Origin of the sequence: Streptomyces xanthophaeus (assembly GCF_000725805.1) — a bacterium.
GTDB classification, from domain to species: domain Bacteria; phylum Actinomycetota; class Actinomycetes; order Streptomycetales; family Streptomycetaceae; genus Streptomyces; species Streptomyces xanthophaeus.
In genome coordinates this window covers 50329-67338 of record NZ_JOFT01000009.1, presented here as the reverse complement: position 1 = coordinate 67338, position 17010 = coordinate 50329, and the positions used below count along the sequence as shown (strand labels likewise).

General features: G+C 71.1%; 18 protein-coding genes. 12 read left to right on the top strand and 6 right to left on the bottom strand.

The genetic code is table 11. The annotated features are described in order from the left end of the window. Positions 1-20: 20 nt before the first annotated feature. The 6 genes from IO30_RS0101565 (at position 21) to IO30_RS0101540 (ending at position 4652) form a co-directional block, all read left to right on the top strand. Positions 21-533 (top strand): DinB family protein, encoded by a 513-nt coding sequence (locus IO30_RS0101565; protein ID WP_031138415.1) that lies wholly within the window; start codon positions 21-23, stop codon positions 531-533. Between the two features lie 24 nt (positions 534-557). Further along, complete coding sequence (locus IO30_RS0101560) at positions 558-1172, top strand: PadR family transcriptional regulator (protein ID WP_031138414.1); 615 nt, start codon at positions 558-560, stop codon at positions 1170-1172. Positions 1173-1257: 85 nt separating this feature from the next. After that, positions 1258-2193: a daunorubicin resistance protein DrrA family ABC transporter ATP-binding protein gene (locus IO30_RS0101555; protein WP_031138413.1), complete on the top strand. Its 936-nt coding sequence runs from the start codon at positions 1258-1260 to the stop codon at positions 2191-2193. Beyond that, positions 2190-2972: an ABC transporter permease gene (locus IO30_RS0101550; RefSeq protein WP_031138412.1), complete on the top strand. Its 783-nt coding sequence runs from the start codon at positions 2190-2192 to the stop codon at positions 2970-2972. Before IO30_RS0101555 ends, IO30_RS0101550 begins: the two co-directional genes overlap by 4 nt. A 79-nt stretch (positions 2973-3051) precedes the next feature. Next, entirely contained in the window at positions 3052-3810 is a 759-nt protein-coding gene (locus tag IO30_RS0101545) for a MerR family transcriptional regulator (RefSeq protein WP_031138411.1), read from the top strand. A 131-nt stretch (positions 3811-3941) separates the two neighbouring features. Beyond that, the gene (locus IO30_RS0101540) at positions 3942-4652 is read left to right on the top strand and encodes a DedA family protein (RefSeq protein ID WP_037892759.1); all 711 of its coding nucleotides are present in this window, start codon (positions 3942-3944) and stop codon (positions 4650-4652) included. Positions 4653-4748: 96 nt separating this feature from the next. On the opposite strand, the gene IO30_RS0101535 is transcribed toward IO30_RS0101540, so the two are convergent. Next, a complete protein-coding gene (locus tag IO30_RS0101535; protein ID WP_031138409.1) occupies positions 4749-6389 on the bottom strand; it encodes a threonine/serine exporter family protein in 1641 nt (546 codons plus the stop codon). 308 nt (positions 6390-6697) lie between these two features. Next, positions 6698-7192: an inorganic diphosphatase gene (locus IO30_RS0101530; RefSeq protein ID WP_008742522.1), complete on the bottom strand. Its 495-nt coding sequence runs from the start codon at positions 7190-7192 to the stop codon at positions 6698-6700. 162 nt (positions 7193-7354) lie between these two features. Here IO30_RS0101530 and dacB point away from each other — a divergent pair, with 162 nt between their 5' ends. The 6 genes from dacB (at position 7355) to folE (ending at position 14886) form a co-directional block, all read left to right on the top strand. Then, the gene (dacB, locus tag IO30_RS0101525) at positions 7355-8788 is read left to right on the top strand and encodes a D-alanyl-D-alanine carboxypeptidase/D-alanyl-D-alanine endopeptidase (RefSeq protein ID WP_237403442.1); all 1434 of its coding nucleotides are present in this window, start codon (positions 7355-7357) and stop codon (positions 8786-8788) included. Between the two features lie 38 nt (positions 8789-8826). Beyond that, on the top strand, positions 8827-9969 hold the full coding sequence (locus IO30_RS0101520; protein ID WP_031138407.1) for a zinc-dependent metalloprotease: 1143 nt from the start codon (positions 8827-8829) through the stop codon (positions 9967-9969). Between the two features lie 285 nt (positions 9970-10254). Next, the gene (gene tilS, locus IO30_RS0101515; RefSeq protein WP_031138406.1) at positions 10255-11346 is read left to right on the top strand and encodes a tRNA lysidine(34) synthetase TilS; all 1092 of its coding nucleotides are present in this window, start codon (positions 10255-10257) and stop codon (positions 11344-11346) included. A 66-nt stretch (positions 11347-11412) separates the two neighbouring features. Then, the gene (hpt, locus tag IO30_RS0101510; protein WP_030228417.1) at positions 11413-11973 is read left to right on the top strand and encodes a hypoxanthine phosphoribosyltransferase; all 561 of its coding nucleotides are present in this window, start codon (positions 11413-11415) and stop codon (positions 11971-11973) included. A 183-nt stretch (positions 11974-12156) separates the two neighbouring features. Further along, positions 12157-14184: an ATP-dependent zinc metalloprotease FtsH gene (gene ftsH, locus IO30_RS0101505; protein ID WP_031138405.1), complete on the top strand. Its 2028-nt coding sequence runs from the start codon at positions 12157-12159 to the stop codon at positions 14182-14184. A 93-nt stretch (positions 14185-14277) separates the two neighbouring features. Next, on the top strand, positions 14278-14886 hold the full coding sequence (gene folE, locus IO30_RS0101500) for a GTP cyclohydrolase I FolE (RefSeq protein ID WP_031138403.1): 609 nt from the start codon (positions 14278-14280) through the stop codon (positions 14884-14886). 37 nt (positions 14887-14923) lie between these two features. Here folE and IO30_RS0101495 read toward each other — a convergent pair whose 3' ends face one another. From IO30_RS0101495 to IO30_RS0101480, 4 genes are all read right to left on the bottom strand, one after another. Next, positions 14924-15412: a DUF3180 domain-containing protein gene (locus IO30_RS0101495; RefSeq protein WP_031138401.1), complete on the bottom strand. Its 489-nt coding sequence runs from the start codon at positions 15410-15412 to the stop codon at positions 14924-14926. Between the two features lie 49 nt (positions 15413-15461). After that, positions 15462-16070: a 2-amino-4-hydroxy-6-hydroxymethyldihydropteridine diphosphokinase gene (gene folK, locus IO30_RS0101490; RefSeq protein ID WP_031138399.1), complete on the bottom strand. Its 609-nt coding sequence runs from the start codon at positions 16068-16070 to the stop codon at positions 15462-15464. Beyond that, the gene (gene folB / locus IO30_RS0101485; RefSeq protein WP_030010912.1) at positions 16067-16426 is read right to left on the bottom strand and encodes a dihydroneopterin aldolase; all 360 of its coding nucleotides are present in this window, start codon (positions 16424-16426) and stop codon (positions 16067-16069) included. The genes folK and folB overlap by 4 nt, the downstream gene beginning before the upstream one ends. A 130-nt stretch (positions 16427-16556) precedes the next feature. Then, positions 16557-17000 (bottom strand): nuclear transport factor 2 family protein, encoded by a 444-nt coding sequence (locus IO30_RS0101480; protein WP_031138396.1) that lies wholly within the window; start codon positions 16998-17000, stop codon positions 16557-16559. Positions 17001-17010 lie beyond the last annotated feature (10 nt).

Sequence of the window (17010 nt, the reverse complement as noted above, 5' to 3'; positions counted from 1 at the left end):
ACGGAAGAAGGCGGTCGGTCATGGCTCAGGTTTCCACAGAGGTCCCCGGTGACGAGCGCGGCACGCTCCTTGCCTTCGTCGAGGCCCAGCGCGCCGCCCTGCGCGAGGCGGCGCAGGGCCTGACGGAGGAGCAGGCGGCGAGCCGCCCCAGCGTCAGCGAGCTGTCCCTGTCCGGGCTGCTCAAGCACGCTGCGGAGTGCGAGCTCAACTGGCTTCGGCTGGCCCAGGAGAAGCCGAACGAGCGCATGCGGGACGAGGGGAGCTGGGCGGAGGCCTTCCGCCTGGTCGAGGGCGAGTCCGTACCCGGCGTCCTGGCCTTCTGGGACGTGGTCGCGCGGGAGACGGAGGCCTTCATCACCGCCGTCCCCAGCCTCGACGACAGCTTCCCGCTGCCCCCGGCGCCGTGGTTCCCGGCGGACACCAAGGTCTCGATGCGCTGGCTGCTGCTGCACCTGGTGGAGGAGTTCGCCCGGCACGCGGGCCACGCGGACATCATCCGCGAGTCCGTCGACGGCACCCGCGCCATGGGGTGAGGGCCCGGCGACTAGCCTGGCCGCATGTCAGCGATCAGGCTTCTCGTCCTCGGCGCCGTCCGCCAGCACGGGCGGGCGCACGGGTACCAGGTGCGCAACGACCTGGAGTACTGGGGCGCCCACGAGTGGTCCAACACCAAGCCCGGTTCGATCTACCACGCGCTCAAGCAGATGGCGAAGCAGGGCGTGCTGCTGGCCCACGAGGTGGCGCCGAGCGCGGCGGGCGGTCCGCCGCGCACCGAGTACGAGGTGACGGACGCCGGCCGCGCGGAGTACTTCAAGCTGCTGCGCGAGGCGCTGGCGGCGTACGACCAGAAGGCGGACCTGCTCTCCGCGGCCATCGGGTTCATGGTCGACCTGCCGCGGGCCGAGGTGCTGGAGCTGCTGCGGGAGCGGCTGGCGAAACTCGCGGACTGGCGCGGGTCGGTGACGGACTACTACACGCCGGAGGGCGGTCCCGGGCAGCTGGGCCACATCGGCGAGATCATGCACCGGTGGGTCCACTCCGCGGACGCCGAGGCGGAGTGGACCCGGGGGCTGATCGGCCGGATCGAGGGCGGCGCGTACTCCTTCGCCGGTGAGGGCGGGGACCCCTTCGTGGGAGTGCTGGCGGACGGCCAGGAGAACCCCTTCGCCTAATCAAGTTTGACTAGCTCGTATCCGGGCATTACCTTGGCGCAGCCCGCTATTCAAGTTTGACTACTGAGCTGGATGAGGAGTCCCGTTGGCGATCTTCGTCGAAGGTGTCCACAAGCGGTACGCGGACAAGCACGCGCTGACCGGGCTCGACCTGGAGGTGGCCCCCGGCACGGTCCACGCCGTGCTCGGCCCCAACGGGGCGGGCAAGACCACGGCCGTCCGCATCATGAGCACCCTGCTGCGGCCCGACAGGGGCCTCGTCCGCGTCGCGGGCCACGACGTCCGCAAGGACCCGGCGGCCGTCCGCGCCCGCATCGGGCTGCTGGGCCAGCACGCGGCGCTCGACGAGCAGCTGGGCGGCCGGCAGAACCTGGAGATGTTCGGCCGCCTCCACCACCTGGGAGCCCGGCGCGCCGGGCAGCGGGCGGACGAGCTGCTGGAGCGGTTCGGCCTCGCCGGCACCGGCGGCAGGCCCGTGCAGCAGTACAGCGGCGGCATGCGCCGCCGGCTCGACCTCGCGGCCTCGCTGATCACTGACCCCGAGGTGCTCTTCCTGGACGAGCCGACCACCGGACTCGACCCGCGCGGCCGCGCCGAGGTGTGGAGCTCGGTCCGTTCCCTGGTCGGCGGCGGCACGACCGTCCTGCTGACCACCCAGTACCTGGAGGAGGCGGACCAGCTGGCCGACCGGATCGCGCTCATGGACGGCGGACGGGTGGCGCGGGAGGGCACCGCGGACGAGCTGAAGGCGCTGGTCGGGGCGGACCGGATCGTCGTCGTCCTGCGGGACGCCGCCCGCCTCGCCGACGCGGCGGCCCTGCTGCCGGACCCCGCGGTGGACGAGGGCGCACTCACCCTCAGCTTCCCCGTGGAGGACCGGATGGCGGGCCTGGCCCAGACCCTGCGGGCCCTGGAGGGCGCCCGCATCGAGGCCGTCGACCTCTCGGTCCGACGGCCCACCCTGGACGAGGCGTTCCTGCACCTCACCGGCCGCGAAGACGCCGCGGAGGTGGCCGCATGAGCACGGCATGGGTGGTCGCGGACTCCTGGACGATGACCCGGCGGGAGCTGGCGCACTGGGCGCGCCAGCCGGTGCAGGTCGTCGTCGGGCTGGTCTTCCCGGTGATGCTGCTCCTCATGTTCGGCTTCCTGGTCGGCGGCGGACGCGGGATCGACGGCGAGTACGTCGAGTTCCTGGTGCCCGGCATGCTCGCGCTGACCATGGCCTTCGGGCTGGAGGCCACCATGACGGCGGTCACCCGGGACCTGGAGAAGGGGGTGATCGACCGCTTCCGGTCGCTGCCGATGTCCTCGTCCGCGGTCCTCGTCGGACGCAGCGCCGCGGACATGCTCCAGTCCGCAGTGGGCCTCGTGGTCCTCGCGGGCGTCGGCCTGCTCCTCGGCTGGCGCTGGCACGGTTCCGCGGCGGCCGCCCTCGCGGCCTTCGGACTGCTCCTGCTGCTGCGCTTCGCGATGCTGTGGATCGGGATCCACCTGGGGATGGTGGCGGGCCGCCCGGAGCTGGTGCAGGCCGTGCAGATCCTGGTGTGGCCGGTGGGCTTCCTCTCCAACGCCTTCGCGACGCCGGAGTCGATGCCCGGCTGGCTGGGCACCGTGGTCGAATGGAACCCGATGTCGGCGACGGCGACGGCCGTGCGCGACCTCTTCGGCAACCCGGCGGCGGCGCCGCCCTCCTGGGCCTCCGACCACGCCGCCCTGCTGGCCGTGGGCTGGCCGCTCCTGCTGCTGGCCGTCTTCGTCCCGCTGGCGGTGGGCCGCTTCCGCGGCCTGAGCAAGTGACCCGGCGGAGCGGACTTGCACCTCACGCCACGTGAGGGACCACAGTGAAGGGCGTACCCAACCAGAGGAGCGGAAGGCGATGAGCTACTCCGTGGGCCAGGTCGCCGGTTTCGCCGGGACCACGGTGCGCACCCTGCACCACTACGACGAGATCGGGCTGCTCTCCCCGAGCGGCCGCAGCCACGCGGGACACCGGCGGTACGACGACGCCGACCTCGACCGGCTGCAGCGGATCCTGTTCTACCGGGAGCTCGGCTTCCCCCTCGAAGAGGTCGCGGCCCTGCTGGACGACCCCGGAACGGACCCGCAGGAGCACCTGCGACGGCAGCACGCCCTGCTGTCCGACCGGATCGCGCGGCTCCAGCAGATGGCCGAGGCCGTCGAGCACGCCATGGAGGCGAACAAGATGGGAATCAACCTCACGCCCGAGGAGAGGTTCGAGGTCTTCGGGGACCACGACCCGGAGCAGTACGCGCAGGAGGCCGAGGAGCGCTGGGGCGGCACGGCGCAGTACGCCGAGTCGCAGCGGCGGGCCGCCTCGTACACCAAGGACGACTGGAAGCGGATCCAGGACGAGGCCGACGGCATCAACCGCAGGCTCGTCGCCCTGATGGAGGCGGGGGAGTCCGCCGAGTCCGAGGCGGCCATGGACCTGGCCGAGGAGCACCGCGGCTGGATCAGCGGGAACCACTACGCCTGCTCGTACGAGATGCACACCTGCCTCGGTGAGATGTACGTCGCGGACGAGCGGTTCACCGCCCACTACGACGCCCTGCGGCCGGGCCTTGCAGCGTTCCTGCGGGACGCGATCACGGCCAATGCGGTGCGCCGCGTGTAGACGAATGGTCACGGTTACGGCCCCCGCCGGTTCCTGGAACCCGGCGGGGGTCGTGTGCGTTGATAATTGAGACCGCCCGCACCCGCCTGCCCTCGCCGGCACCCCCCCCGATCCAGGAGAGTCCGGAACCCGTGTACACGTTTGCGCTCGGCCCTGAGTGGCTGTCCCCGGACTATCTGATCTCGCACTTCGGTCTGATCGGCATCCTGATCATCGTCTTCGCGGAGTCGGGACTCTTCGCGTTCCTGCCGGGCGACTCGCTGCTGTTCACGGCGGGTCTGCTGGTCGCGGACGGCCAGTACATCAAGCAGCCGCTCTGGCTGGTGTGCACGCTGATCGTGGCCGCCGCGATCATCGGCGACCAGGTCGGCTACATGATCGGCAAGTTCTTCGGGCCGAAGATCTTCAACCGGCCGAAGTCCAAGCTCTTCAAGCGGGAGAACCTCGACAAGGCGCACGAGTTCATGGACCGCCACGGTCCGAAGGCCATCGTGCTCGCCCGCTTCGTGCCGATCATCCGCACCTTCGCCCCGATGGTCGCCGGCGCCGGCTCGATGAAGTACCGCACCTTCCTGACGTACAACATCATCGGCGGCATCGGCTGGGGCGCCGGTGTCACGGTCGCCGGGTACTGGCTCGGCCAGATCGAGTTCATCAAGACCAACGTCGAGCCGATCCTCGTGGGCATCGTCCTGATCTCGGTGATCCCGGTCGTCTTCGAGGTGCTCAAGGCGCGCAAGGAGAGCAAGGAGAAGGCCGCCGAGGCGCCGGCCGGCTCCGCCCCGGTCGAGGGCTCCGGCCCGCAGGCGCCAGGCCAGCGCGGCCGCCACGCCAAGCGCTGAGCCGGTCCCGTACCGCTCGTACGGCCCGCACCACTGCCCGCACCACTGCCCGTACCGCCCCGGAGGCCCGCCAGAGGCCCCGGGGCGTACGTGTCCCTAGAAGCCCCTGGTGCGCTTGGCGGCCCGGCGCTTGGCGGCGCTCGTGGCCCCGGGGATCCGCATGAACAGCCGCGAGGCCTCCGAGCCGAGGTTGACCCCTATCGCGATGGCCAGGGCGATGGCGGCGGCGTTGGTGAGCGAGCCCAGGCCTTCGTTCAGCCGGTTCTCGGCGATCAGCAGCAGCCCGTAGTACGTCGCGGAACCGGGCAGCAGCGGGCCGATGGCGGCCGTCACGTACGGCAGGGCGGACGCGAAGCGGTAGCGGGAGAAGAGCTGCCCGAAGAGGCCGACCAGCCCGGCCGCGATGGCCGTGGAGGGCACGGGCGGGATGCCCCCCGCGTAGTGCAGGGCCCCGAAGGTCACCCAGGCGACCGCGCCGTTCAGCGTCACGATCCACACGGTGGAACGTTCCTGCTGGAGCAGGATCGCGAACGTGAACACCAGCACCATCGAGGCTGCGATCTGGATCAGCGGCCGCTGCTGGATCTCCAGGACCTCCTCCGGCCGCGGGGAGGCGTTGAACTGGAGCCCGACGAACAGCACGACCAGGACGCCCATGATGATGCCGATGAAGAGGTACATGACCTCCAGCAGGCGGGCGGAAGCGGTGATGTAGTAGCCGGTCAGCCCGTCCTGCACGGCCGCGACCAGGGCCCGTCCGGGAAGCAGCGCGAAGAGCCCGCCGGTGATCACGGCGGAGGCCTTGACGTCGATCCCCGTCATGTTCAGCGCCACCCCGATGGCGGCGGGAGGCATGGCGGCGACCACGAACTGGTAGAACTCGGGCAGCCCGCGGCCGGCGCACAGCCACGCCAGACGGTCGCCGAGGATCGCGCCGATCGCTGCCGCGAAGAAGACGAGCACCCCACCGCCGACCAGCGTGGAAGCGGCCCCGGCGAGCAGCCCGGCGGAGGCGGTGAGCATCCAGCCGGGGTACGGGTGCCGGTTGCGGCGGATCTCGGCGAGACGCCGGTAGGCCTCCTCCAGCGAGACGTCGATCTCGTGGGCGCTGATGTCGTCCACGAGCCGGAACACGGCGGCGAGCCGGTTGTAGTCGGTGCCGCGGCGGCGCACGGTCCGGTTCGCCGAGACCGGGTCGTCCACCAGCGAGGGCTGGTGGGTGATCGACAGCATGGTGAAGGTGACGGTGGGCTCGCAGCGGTCCAGCCCGTAGGAGCGGGCCACGGCGAACATGGCGGCCTCCACGTCCTCGGCGCCCTCGCCGCCCGCGAGCAGCAGTTCGCCGATGCGCAGTGTCAGGTCGAGCACGCGGCCCACGGCGGGACCGGTCTCGCTCTGGCGCTGGACGAGCTCGGGGACGGGTCGCACGTCGACCGGCATGCGCAGCATCGTGCGCATCCGGTCCTGCCAGGGGGACTCCTTCAGCCGGGCCACCGGGAACCCCTGGCCGGGGGTGTAGGCCGGCGGGGAGTGCTGGGCGCTGTAGACGCTCGGGGTGGCGAAGGCGGACCGCTCCGGTTCCGGCACCTGCGGCTCGGCGCCGGGCGGAATCGCGAACTCCGAGGTCGGCTGATCCTCCTCCGGAGCGCCGGGCGCCGTCCCGGGCGGCGGTGTGAAGGCGCTGTGCGCCTCGTCGGACGTGGGCTTCTTGTCCTCTGCCCCGTCGGCTTCCGCCACGCGTCCTCCAGTCCGTGATCACCCGGCGGTATCAGTATGCGGAACCCTTCCATCCCCGTCGAAACGGCCGCCGGCTGCGCCGCGGGCGCCTGGACGGCACCCCTCCGGCCCGCGCGTGCCCTACGAGCGGCCCGACATGCCCATGGCCGCTGGGCTGCGGCGGGGCCTTCCGGGGCGGAGCCCCGTGCAGTCGACGCCGCGGACGACGACGGGCGGCACCCCCCGTCCAGGGGATGCCGCCCGTTCATGTCACGCGGGGCGCGGGGGAGTGCCCCGGCCCTTCACAGCCTTACCGCCGAGCGCGAAGCTCAGTGGTGGCCGCCCTGCGCCTCAAGGCGCTTGTACGAGGCCTCGATCTCGGCCTCGGCCTCGGTGCGGCCGACCCAGTTCGCGCCCTCGACCGACTTGCCCGGCTCCAGGTCCTTGTAGACCTCGAAGAAGTGCTGGATCTCGAGGCGGTCGAACTCCGAGACGTGGTGGATGTCGCGCAGGTGCTCGACGCGCGGGTCCGAGGCGGGCACGCACAGGAGCTTGTCGTCGCCGCCGGCCTCGTCCGTCATGCGGAACATGCCGATGGCGCGGCACTTGATCAGGCAACCCGGGAAGGTCGGCTCGTCAAGGATGACCAGCGCGTCCAGCGGGTCGCCGTCCTCGCCGAGGGTGTTCTCGACGAAGCCGTAGTCGGCCGGGTAGCTGGTCGAGGTGAAGAGGCGACGGTCCAGACGGATCCGGCCGGTCTCGTGGTCCACCTCGTACTTGTTCCGCGAACCCTTGGGGATCTCGATGGTGACGTCGAACTCCACGTCCTGCTCCTCCATGATCAGCTTCATTGCTTCGAGCCTGCGTTGATCCAAAAACATCGCGTCCGGCCCAGCCCTGCCGGGTGGGGTGCCATGCTCGCGGCAAGACGCAGTGGTTAAGTGTCCCTCACGCATATGTGTGATCGCGAAAGGGGCTGGTCCGAGGTGCCATCGATCAAAACGTGGCAGCTCATCGCGGGGTCGGCCGTGGCCGGCCTCGCCCTGTCGGTGGCGACGGTGGCCGCCGCCGGTCCGTGGGACTCCGGCCAGCGTAAGGCCGAGCGGGACAGGGCCGCCTCCTGGGGCCGTACGGGTGTCGCAGATCACGCCGACGGGCCCCTGCCCGACGCCGCTCCCAGCGCCCCCGGCGTGCTCGGAGCCGTCGGACCCGGCGCCCTGCGCCAGGAGACCGCCGTCGGCGCCGCGGACGGCGGCGGGCTGGCCGCCGCCCTCAAGCCGCTGCTCGCCGACCCGGCGCTCGGCTCGGTCCGTACCGCCTCCGTGGTCGACACCGCCACCGGGCAGGTGCTGTACGAGTCCGGGGCGCGGGACGCGATGACCCCCGCCTCCACGATCAAGATCGTCACCGCCACGGCCGCGCTGGCCGCCCTCGGGCCCGAACACCGCATCCGCACCACCGTGGTCCCCGGCGCGGCCCCCGGCCAGATCCTGCTCGTCGGCGGCGGCGACCCCTCCCTGACCGCCAAGAAGAAGAGCCCCGCCGGATCCGGCGGCAGCCTCGTGGCCCTCGCCGCCGACACCGCCCAGGCGCTCAAGGCCGCGGGCACCGCCAGCGTGACCCTCGGGTACGACGACAGTCTCTTCACCGGCACCGCCCGCCACCCGATCGGCGTCAACCCCAACATCGCGCTCGTGACGGCCCTGACGGCCGACGAGGGCCGCCCCGACGAGTCCACCTCCGGGCCCGTCGCCCGCGCCGAGGACCCCTCCAAGGACGCCGCCCGCGCCTTCGCCGCCCTGCTGGCCGACCGGGGCATCGAGGTCACCGGCGAACCCGCCCGGGCCAAGGCCGCCGTAGGGGCCCAGCCGCTGGCCACGACCCTGTCGACCCCCATGGCCGGGCTCGTCGAGCGGATGCTGACCAACAGCGACAACGACATCGCCGAGGCCCTGGCCCGGCAGACCGCCCTCGCCTCCGGGCAGCCCGGCAGCTTCGAAGGCGCCGAGAAGGCCGTCACCGACCGGCTCACCGCCCTCGGCATCGACGTGAACGGCTCCCGCTTCGCGGACGGCAGCGGCCTGGGCCGGGCCGACAAGGTCAGCGCGGGCCTGCTGACCGCCGTACTGGCCAAGGCCGCCGACCCGCAGCGCCCGGAGCTGCGGCCGGTCCTCACCGGGCTGCCCGTCGCCGGATTCACCGGCACCCTGCGGGCCCGCAACTCCGGCAGTTCCCCGGCCGCCGGCCTGCTCCGGGCCAAGACGGGCACGCTCAGCGGCGTGAACTCCCTCGCGGGCACCGTCGTCGACCCCTCCGGCAGGCTCCTGGCCTTCGCCTTCCTCACGGCCAACAGCGCCGACGGCCCGGTCGCCGAGAAGGGCCTCGACAAGCTGGCCGCGGCGGTGGCGACCGCTCCGTAGGGGGTCCGCGGAAGGGCCGGTCCACGTACGGTTGACGCATGACGAGCATCAGTGGTGCGGAGATGGTCGACTGGAACCTCGCGGTGGCGACCGCGACCCGGCTCGTGCGGCCCGGCCCGGAGGTCAGCCGGGACGAGGCGCGGGCCGTGGTGGCGGAGCTGCGCGAGCATGCCAGGACCTCGGAACGGCACGTGCGGGAGTTCACCCGGATGATCGAGGAGGGTGCGGCCGTCCACGACACGCCCGTCCTCGTCGTCGACAGGGCCGGCTGGGTCAAGGCGAACGTGGCCGGCTTCCGGGAGCTGCTCCAGCCGCTCCTCGGCAAGATGCAGGACCGCCGCGCGGGCGCCCCCGGCGGAGCGGTGCTGGGCGCGGTCGGCGGCAAGGTCACCGGGGTCGAGCTGGGGATGCTGCTGAGCTTCCTCGCCTCCCGGGTGCTCGGACAGTACGAGACGTTCGCGCCGGTCTCCCGCGACCTGCCGGGCTCCGCGGGCGGCGGCAGGCTGCTGCTCGTCGCCCCCAACATCGTGCACGTCGAGCGGGAGCTGGAGGTGAACCCGCACGACTTCCGGCTGTGGGTCTGCCTGCACGAGGAGACGCACCGTACCCAGTTCACGGCCGTCCCGTGGCTCCGCGACCATCTGGAGGGCGAAATCCAGACGTTCCTCGGGGCCACCGAAGTGGACCCGATGACCGTCCTGGAGCGGATCCGGGAGGCCGCCCAGTCCTTCGCCGGAGCCCGTCCCGACGCCGAGCGGGGCGACGAGGGCCGCTCGTTCGTCGAGCTCGTGCAGACTCCCGAGCAGCGTGAGGTGCTGGGCCGCCTCACCGCCGTCATGTCCCTCCTGGAGGGACACGCCGACTTCGTCATGGACGGCGTCGGGCCCCAGGTCGTGCCCTCGGTCGCCGAGATCCGGGAGAAGTTCCAGCAGCGCAGGGCCAGTGGGGCGGGCCGCCTGGACGCCGCCCTGCGCAAGCTGCTGGGCCTGGACGCCAAGCTGCGCCAGTACCGCGACGGCGAGCGGTTCGTGCGCGCCGTCGTCGGCCAGGTCGGCATGGACGGCTTCAACCGGGTGTGGACCTCCCCGAACACGCTGCCGACCAAGGCGGAGATCGCCCAGCCCGCCGACTGGGTCGCCCGCGTCCACCGCAAGGGGAGCGAAGAGAGCGAAGAGAGGTGACTCAGGGGGCGTAAACATGTCTCACTGGGGGAAGCAGCGTCACCCGTCCGAGGGACCGTGGGCCGTGGAAGGGCGTGCGATGCTCGGGGAACGGCTCGGCTCTGTCACCATCGACGCACTCTGAGTGACAACGCGCGTCCCGCGGGGACTCCCCGCAGGGGCCGCGCGGGACACCGGGCAGCAGAACCGAACAGCACCCCAGCACACGACAGACCCCGGCGGCGCCAGGCGGCGCCGGCCGGGGGAGCCTCCGAGGCATCCGAACTCCACCGAAGGGCACCGGACATGGGTCCCCATCCTGCGGTCGCGGCGATACGCCTGGCGGTCCGCCGCGTACTCCACGACGTCCTCACCGACCTCACCGACGTCCCCCGGACCCCGTCCGGCGGGATCCCCGGCGCCACCCGCGCCCGGGGAACCGTCCCGGCACCGGCCTCGTCCGGCAGCCGGCCCCTGGTCCTCGTCGCCTGCTCCGGCGGGGCCGACTCCATGGCCCTCGCCTCGGCCCTCGCCTTCGAGGCCCCCAAACTCGGTATCCGGGCCGGCGGCATCACCGTCGACCACGGACTCCAGGACGGCTCCGACCTGCGCGCCGCCGAGGTCGTCTCCCGCATGACCGCGCTCCGCCTCGACCCGGTGGAGTCCGTCGCCGTGCGCGTCGGCCGTGACGGCGGGCCCGAGGCCGCCGCCCGCGACGCCCGCTACGGCGCCCTGGACGAGGCCGCCGACCGGCTGGGCGCCGCCGCCGTGCTGCTCGGCCACACCCGGGACGATCAAGCCGAAACCGTCCTGCTGGGCCTCGCCCGCGGGTCCGGCATCCGCTCGCTCTCCGGCATGCCCGAGGTGTCCGGCGGCCCGGGGGCCTCCGGCAGGCGCCACCGCTACCGCCGCCCCTTCCTCCAGGTCGACCGCCAGACCGCCCGCAAGGCCTGCATGGTCCAGTCCCTCGCCGTCTGGGACGACCCGCACAACATCGACCCGGCCTACACCCGCTCCCGGCTCCGCCACGAGGGACTGCCCGCCCTGGAGAAGGCGCTGGGCAAGGGGGTCGTCGAGGCACTGGCCCGGACCGCCCAGCTCTCCCGCGACGACGCCGACGCCCTGGACGCCTGGGCGGCCGAGGCCGAGACCGGCGTACGGGACGCGGACGGCCGCCTGGAGTGCGCCAAGCTGTACGCCCTGCCCCCGGCCGTCCGCCGCCGGGTGCTGCGCAGGGCCGTCGTCGCCGCCGGTTCTCCCGCGGGTTCCCTCTTCGCCCGTCACATCGAGGAAGTCGACCGTCTCATCACCGGATGGCGCGGCCAGGGCGCCATCAACCTGCCCGGCCGGGTCGAGGCCCAGCGGCAGGGTGGCAGACTTGTCATCCGGCAGGGCTGATTGGTGCTGAAACACGGCTGAGTCCTCCGGGGGCACACCCCGGAGCCCCGGCCGACAACGAAAGTGATGCGGGTGGACGAGAAGGACATGGGCAGCGACCTCCAGTCGGTGCTCATCACCAAGGAAGAGATCGACGCGAAGCTGGCCGAGCTGGCGGCGAAGATCGACGCGGAGTACGCGGGCAAGGACCTGCTCATCGTCGGTGTGCTCAAGGGCGCCGTGATGGTGATGGCGGACCTGGCGCGTGCCTTGTCCACCCCGCTCACCATGGACTGGATGGCGGTGTCCTCGTACGGCGCCGGGACCCAGTCCTCGGGCGTGGTCCGGATCCTCAAGGACCTGGACACCGACATCAAGGACAAGCACGTCCTGATCGTCGAGGACATCATCGACTCGGGTCTGACGCTGTCCTGGCTGCTGTCGAACCTCGGCTCCCGCCAGCCGGCCTCCCTGGAGGTCGTCACGCTGCTGCGCAAGCCCGAGGCCGCGAAGGTCGCGATCGACGTGAAGTGGGTCGGCTTCGACATCCCGAACGAGTTCGTCGTGGGCTACGGCCTCGACTACGCGGAGAAGTACCGCAACCTGCCGTTCGTCGGCACGCTCGCCCCGCACGTCTACGGCGGCTGAAGCATCGCCTGAGTCGGGGAACCCTGGAACGATTCCCGCCGTTGGAGCAGGGGAAGGCGGGTCTGTCAGCCGTCCCACGAGGCCGCGGGTGACAATTCAGGGGTACATTCCGAAGAACAGTCTTTACTCACAGCAGCATTTACCTACGGGCAGGAGGGACGGGGTGCCTGGCGCCCCGTATGGATGGACGTGAAGCGATACTTCCGTGGGCCGGTCATGTGGATCGTGCTGGCCGTCCTCGCCGTGGTCGTGTTGATGAATGTCGTCGGCTCCGGCGGCGGCTACAAGACGGTGGACACCAGCGAGGTCATCAAGGCGATCAACAGCGGCCAGGTGGAGAGCGCAGAGCTCACCACAGGCGACAGCCAGATGATCAAGGTCGAGCTGAAGAAGGACCAGAAGCTCGGCGACAACTCCGGCACCAAGTTCCAGGCCAACTACATCGGGGACCAGGGCGTCCAGCTCGCCCAGAACCTCCAGACCAAGTACGAAGCCGGTCAGATCCCTGACGGCTACAAGGTCGCGCCGGACAAGACCAGCCCGTTCCTGAGCGTGCTGCTCTCGCTCCTGCCCTTCGTCCTGATCGTCCTTGTCTTCCTGTTCCTGATGAACCAGATGCAGGGCGGCGGCTCCCGGGTCATGAACTTCGGGAAGTCCAAGGCCAAGCTCATCACCAAGGACACCCCGAAGACGACGTTCGCCGATGTCGCGGGCTCGGACGAGGCCGTCGAGGAACTCCACGAGATCAAGGAGTTCCTGCAGGAGCCGGCGAAGTTCCAGGCCGTCGGCGCCAAGATCCCCAAGGGCGTGCTGCTCTACGGCCCGCCCGGCACCGGCAAGACCCTGCTGGCGCGTGCCGTCGCGGGCGAGGCCGGCGTCCCGTTCTACTCGATCTCCGGTTCCGACTTCGTCGAGATGTTCGTCGGTGTCGGTGCCTCGCGTGTCCGTGACCTGTTCGAGCAGGCCAAGGCCAACGCGCCGGCGATCGTCTTCGTCGACGAGATCGACGCCGTCGGCCGGCACCGCGGTGCGGGCCTCGGCGGCGGTCACGACGAGCGCGAGCAGACCCTCAACCAGCTGCTGGTCGAGATGGACGGCTTCGACGTGAAGGGCGGGGTCATCCTGATCGCCGCCACGAACCGTCCGGACATCCTCGACCCGGCGCTGCTGCGCCCGGGCCGCTTCGACCGGCAGATCGCGGTCGACCGCCCGGACATGCAGGGCCGTCTGGAGATCCTCAAGGTCCACCAGAAGGGCAAGCCGGTCGCCCCGGACGTCGACCTGGGTGCGGTTGCCCGGCGTACGCCCGGCTTCACCGGTGCCGATCTCGCCAACGTCCTGAACGAGGCCGCGCTGCTCACGGCCCGCTCGGACAAGAAGCTGATCGACAACCACTCGCTGGACGAGGCGATCGACCGCGTCGTGGCGGGTCCGCAGAAGCGGACCCGGATCATGTCGGACCGGGAAAAGAAGATCACCGCGTACCACGAGGGCGGTCACGCCCTGGTCGCGGCGGCTTCCCCGAACTCCGACCCGGTCCACAAGATCACGATCCTGTCCCGTGGCCGGGCCCTGGGTTACACCATGGTCCTGCCCGACGAGGACAAGTACTCGACCACGCGCAACGAGATGCTCGACCAGCTGGCGTACATGCTGGGCGGGCGCGCGGCCGAGGAGCTGGTCTTCCACGACCCGACCACGGGCGCGGCGAACGACATCGAGAAGGCCACCGCCACGGCGCGGGCCATGGTCACGCAGTACGGCATGACCGAGCGTCTCGGTGCGATCAAGTTCGGCGGCGACAACACCGAGCCGTTCCTGGGGCGCGAGATGGCGCACCCGCGGGACTACTCGGAAGAGGTCGCGGCGCTGGTCGACGAAGAGGTCAAGAAGCTCATCGAGACCGCGCACAACGAGGCCTGGGAGATCCTGGTCGAGAACCGCGACGTCCTCGACAACCTCGTCCTCGCGCTGCTGGAGAAGGAGACGCTGAACAAGGAGCAGATCGCCGAGGTCTTCTCGACGATCGTGAAGCGTCCGGCCCGCCCCGCGTGGACCGGCTCCTCCCGCCGCACCCCCTCCACCCGTCCGCCGGTGCTCTCTCCCAAGGAGCTCCAGCTGACGAACTCGGCGAACGGCACGTCCGCTGCCACGCCGGTCTCCACGGAGAAGGGCATCGAGGTGGCCCCGGAGGACACCCCCGAGGCCTGATCCACCCGGAATGGAAGCCGCGCCCCCCAGGTTCTAGCCTGGGGGGCGCGGCACTTTCACGTGCCCGCGAGTGCACACAGGAACGAGGAAGAGATGACCGACCCAGTGACCCTGACCGGTGGCGAGGGCACGATCGGCGAGTTCGACGAGAAGCGCGCCGAGGCGGCGGTCCGCGAACTCCTGATCGCGGTCGGCGAGGACCCCGACCGCGAGGGCCTCCTGGCCACCCCGGGCCGCGTCGCGCGGGCGTACAAGGAGATATTCGCCGGTCTGCGGCAGCGCCCGGAAGACGTCCTGACGACGACGTTCGACCTGGGGCACGACGAGATGGTCCTGGTGAAGGACATCGAGGTCATGAGTACATGTGAACATCATCTGGTCCCGTTCCACGGCGTGGCGCACGTCGGCTACATCCCGTCCGTCGAGGGGAAGATCACGGGGCTGTCGAAGCTGGCCCGGCTGGTGGACGTGTTCGCGCGCCGACCGCAGGTGCAGGAGCGCCTGACCACCCAGATCGCCGAGTCGGTCATGGAGATCCTGGACCCGCGCGGGGTCATCGTGGTCGTCGAGTGCGAGCACATGTGCATGACCATGCGCGGCGTCCGCAAGCCCGGAGCGAAGACCATCACCTCGGCGGTCCGCGGCCAGCTGCGCGACCCGGCGACCCGCAACGAGGCCATGAGCCTCATCATGGCCCGCTAGCGGGCCGTGGGGCGGCCCCAGGCCGCCCCACGCCGGTTCAGGCGGTGGCGGGGGCCTTGCCGGGGTCGTCGTCGTCCTCGGGGAGTTTGAGGACGTGTTCCAGGAACAGGGCCGCCGCGATGACCGCTGCGCCCGCCAGGACCGAGAAACCGGCGTACCAGGCCTGGTCGCGGCGGGCGGGGACCTCCAGGGCCTCGGTCAGCAGGAAGACGCCCACGCCGCCGTACATGCCCGCGACGAGGGCCGCCACCAGGGCGCTGGCCTGTCCGAAGACCACGGCGCGGGCGGCCATCAGCGGCTCCACGCCCTTGGCGCCCGGGCGCCGCTCGCGCTGGGCCTTGAGGCGGGACCTCAGCGACAGGGCGGTGGCCAGCAGCACCACGGCGATGATGCCGAGGACGATCGGCGCGGCCAGCGGTACGCCCGGCAGGCCGCCGTACGCGTTGAGCAGCCGGGCGCCCGCCCAGGACAGGACCCCGGCGACGGCGAAGATGCCTGCCAGGACCGCCGGCCTCAGTTGCTTCACTTGCCTGTTCCCCACTCTCAGCGACTCCCAGTGAACAGGCTACTAACGACTACTCGGGGAGGCGGAGTTCCAGGTCCGAGCGGGGCGCCACGCCGGTCATGCCGATTCCGGTCAGCAGGGAGGCGACGGCGCCGTGGCCGGGGAGCTGGGCCTCGGGGTCGATGTCGTGCCACGGGGCCAGGACGAAGGCCCGCTGGTGGGCGCGCGGGTGCGGCAGGGTGAGGACGGGGTCGTCGGAGACCACGTCGGCGTACGCGACGATGTCGACGTCGATCGTGCGCGGGCCCCAGCGCTCCTCGCGGACGCGGTCGAAGGCTTCCTCGATGGCGTGCCCGCGCTCCAGCAGGGAGGACGGCGGCAGGGTGGTCTTCACCGAGATGACCGCGTTGAAGTACGCGGGCTGCGATCCGGGCTCCACGCCCCACGGTTCGGTCTCGTAGACCGGGGAGACGGCCTTGACCCGCAGGCCCGGGGTGTCGCCGAGGGCGTCGATGGCGCCCTGGAGGGTCTCCAGCCGGTTGCCGAGGTTCGCGCCGAGCGCGATCACGGCCCATTTCGGGTTGGACAGCGTCACGTCCGCCGCGTCGACCGCCTCGACGACGGAGGCGGGTACCGGCTGCACGGTGGGGTCGCTCTGGGCGTTCAGTCCGTTGTTCATGCGCGGCTCCGGGTGATCGTGATGGTCACGTCGTCGAAGGGGACGGTGATGGGCGCGTCCGGCTTGTGGACGACGACTTCCACCTGTGCCACCGCTTCGTGCTTGAGGCACTGCTGGGCGATCCGCTCGGCGAGGGTCTCGATCAGGTCGACGGGCTCTCCCTGGACCACGTCGACGACCTCCTCGGCGACGACCCCGTAGTGCACGGTCTTCGCCAGGTCGTCTCCGGCCGCCGCGGGGCGGGTGTCGAGGTGCAGCACGAGGTCGACGATGAAGGTCTGGCCTTCCTCGCGTTCCCGGGGGAAGACGCCGTGGTGCCCGCGAGCCTTGAGGCCGCGCAGCGCGACACGATCCACGCGAATCACTCCTGCTTTCGTAAGTCTTCCGGTCCGGGGACTCCCCGGGCCCATGGGCCTACGCCGAGTGCGGTCGGCGTCGTCCGTCTTCGAATTTACCTGCGAAATACCTCGGCCCCCGCCGGAGGGGTCAGGAGGCGTCGTCCTCGTCGTCCTCGTCGGACTCCGTGAGGACGGGAGAACCGTGGTGGGACCAGAGGAGCCACCCCTCGGATGTGCGTCGGAACACATTCGTGGCGACGACCAGCTGACCGACCAGCGGGCCGAGTTCCCCGCCGTCCTCGGCGGGTCCGCCGCTGAGGATGTTCTCCGTGCACGTCACCAAGGCGGTGTCACCTATGACGGCCACCTTGGTGTCGGTGAGGAAGAACTGGATGTAGTCGGTGTGGGACATGATCAGCGCGTACGAGCGCAGCACCTCGCCGCGGCCCGAGAGCACCGGCCAGCCGGGGTGCACGCAGGAGATCTCGTCGTCGAGCCAGAGCGCCGACAGTGCGTCGAAGTCCCCCTGCTCCATGGCCTCGTAGAAGGCCGTGTTGACCTCTTCGACCGCTTCGATGTCGGTTCTGCTCACAGGGCTCCTT

Bases quoted from the DNA above. Each gene is read 5' to 3' on its own strand.
- IO30_RS0101565 (WP_031138415.1), top strand. From the start codon at position 21: ATGGCTCAGGTTTCCACAGAGGTCCCCGGTGACGAGCGCGGCACGCTC.
- IO30_RS0101560 (WP_031138414.1), top strand. From the start codon at position 558: ATGTCAGCGATCAGGCTTCTCGTCCTCGGCGCCGTCCGCCAGCACGGG.
- IO30_RS0101550 (WP_031138412.1), top strand. From the start codon at position 2,190: ATGAGCACGGCATGGGTGGTCGCGGACTCCTGGACGATGACCCGGCGG.
- IO30_RS0101545 (WP_031138411.1), top strand. From the start codon at position 3,052: ATGAGCTACTCCGTGGGCCAGGTCGCCGGTTTCGCCGGGACCACGGTG.
- IO30_RS0101520 (WP_031138407.1), top strand. From the start codon at position 8,827: ATGACGAGCATCAGTGGTGCGGAGATGGTCGACTGGAACCTCGCGGTG.
- tilS (WP_031138406.1), top strand. From the start codon at position 10,255: ATGGGTCCCCATCCTGCGGTCGCGGCGATACGCCTGGCGGTCCGCCGC.
- hpt (WP_030228417.1), top strand. From the start codon at position 11,413: ATGCGGGTGGACGAGAAGGACATGGGCAGCGACCTCCAGTCGGTGCTC.
- ftsH (WP_031138405.1), top strand. From the start codon at position 12,157: ATGGACGTGAAGCGATACTTCCGTGGGCCGGTCATGTGGATCGTGCTG.
- folE (WP_031138403.1), top strand. From the start codon at position 14,278: ATGACCGACCCAGTGACCCTGACCGGTGGCGAGGGCACGATCGGCGAG.
- folK (WP_031138399.1), bottom strand. From the start codon at position 16,070: ATGAACAACGGACTGAACGCCCAGAGCGACCCCACCGTGCAGCCGGTA.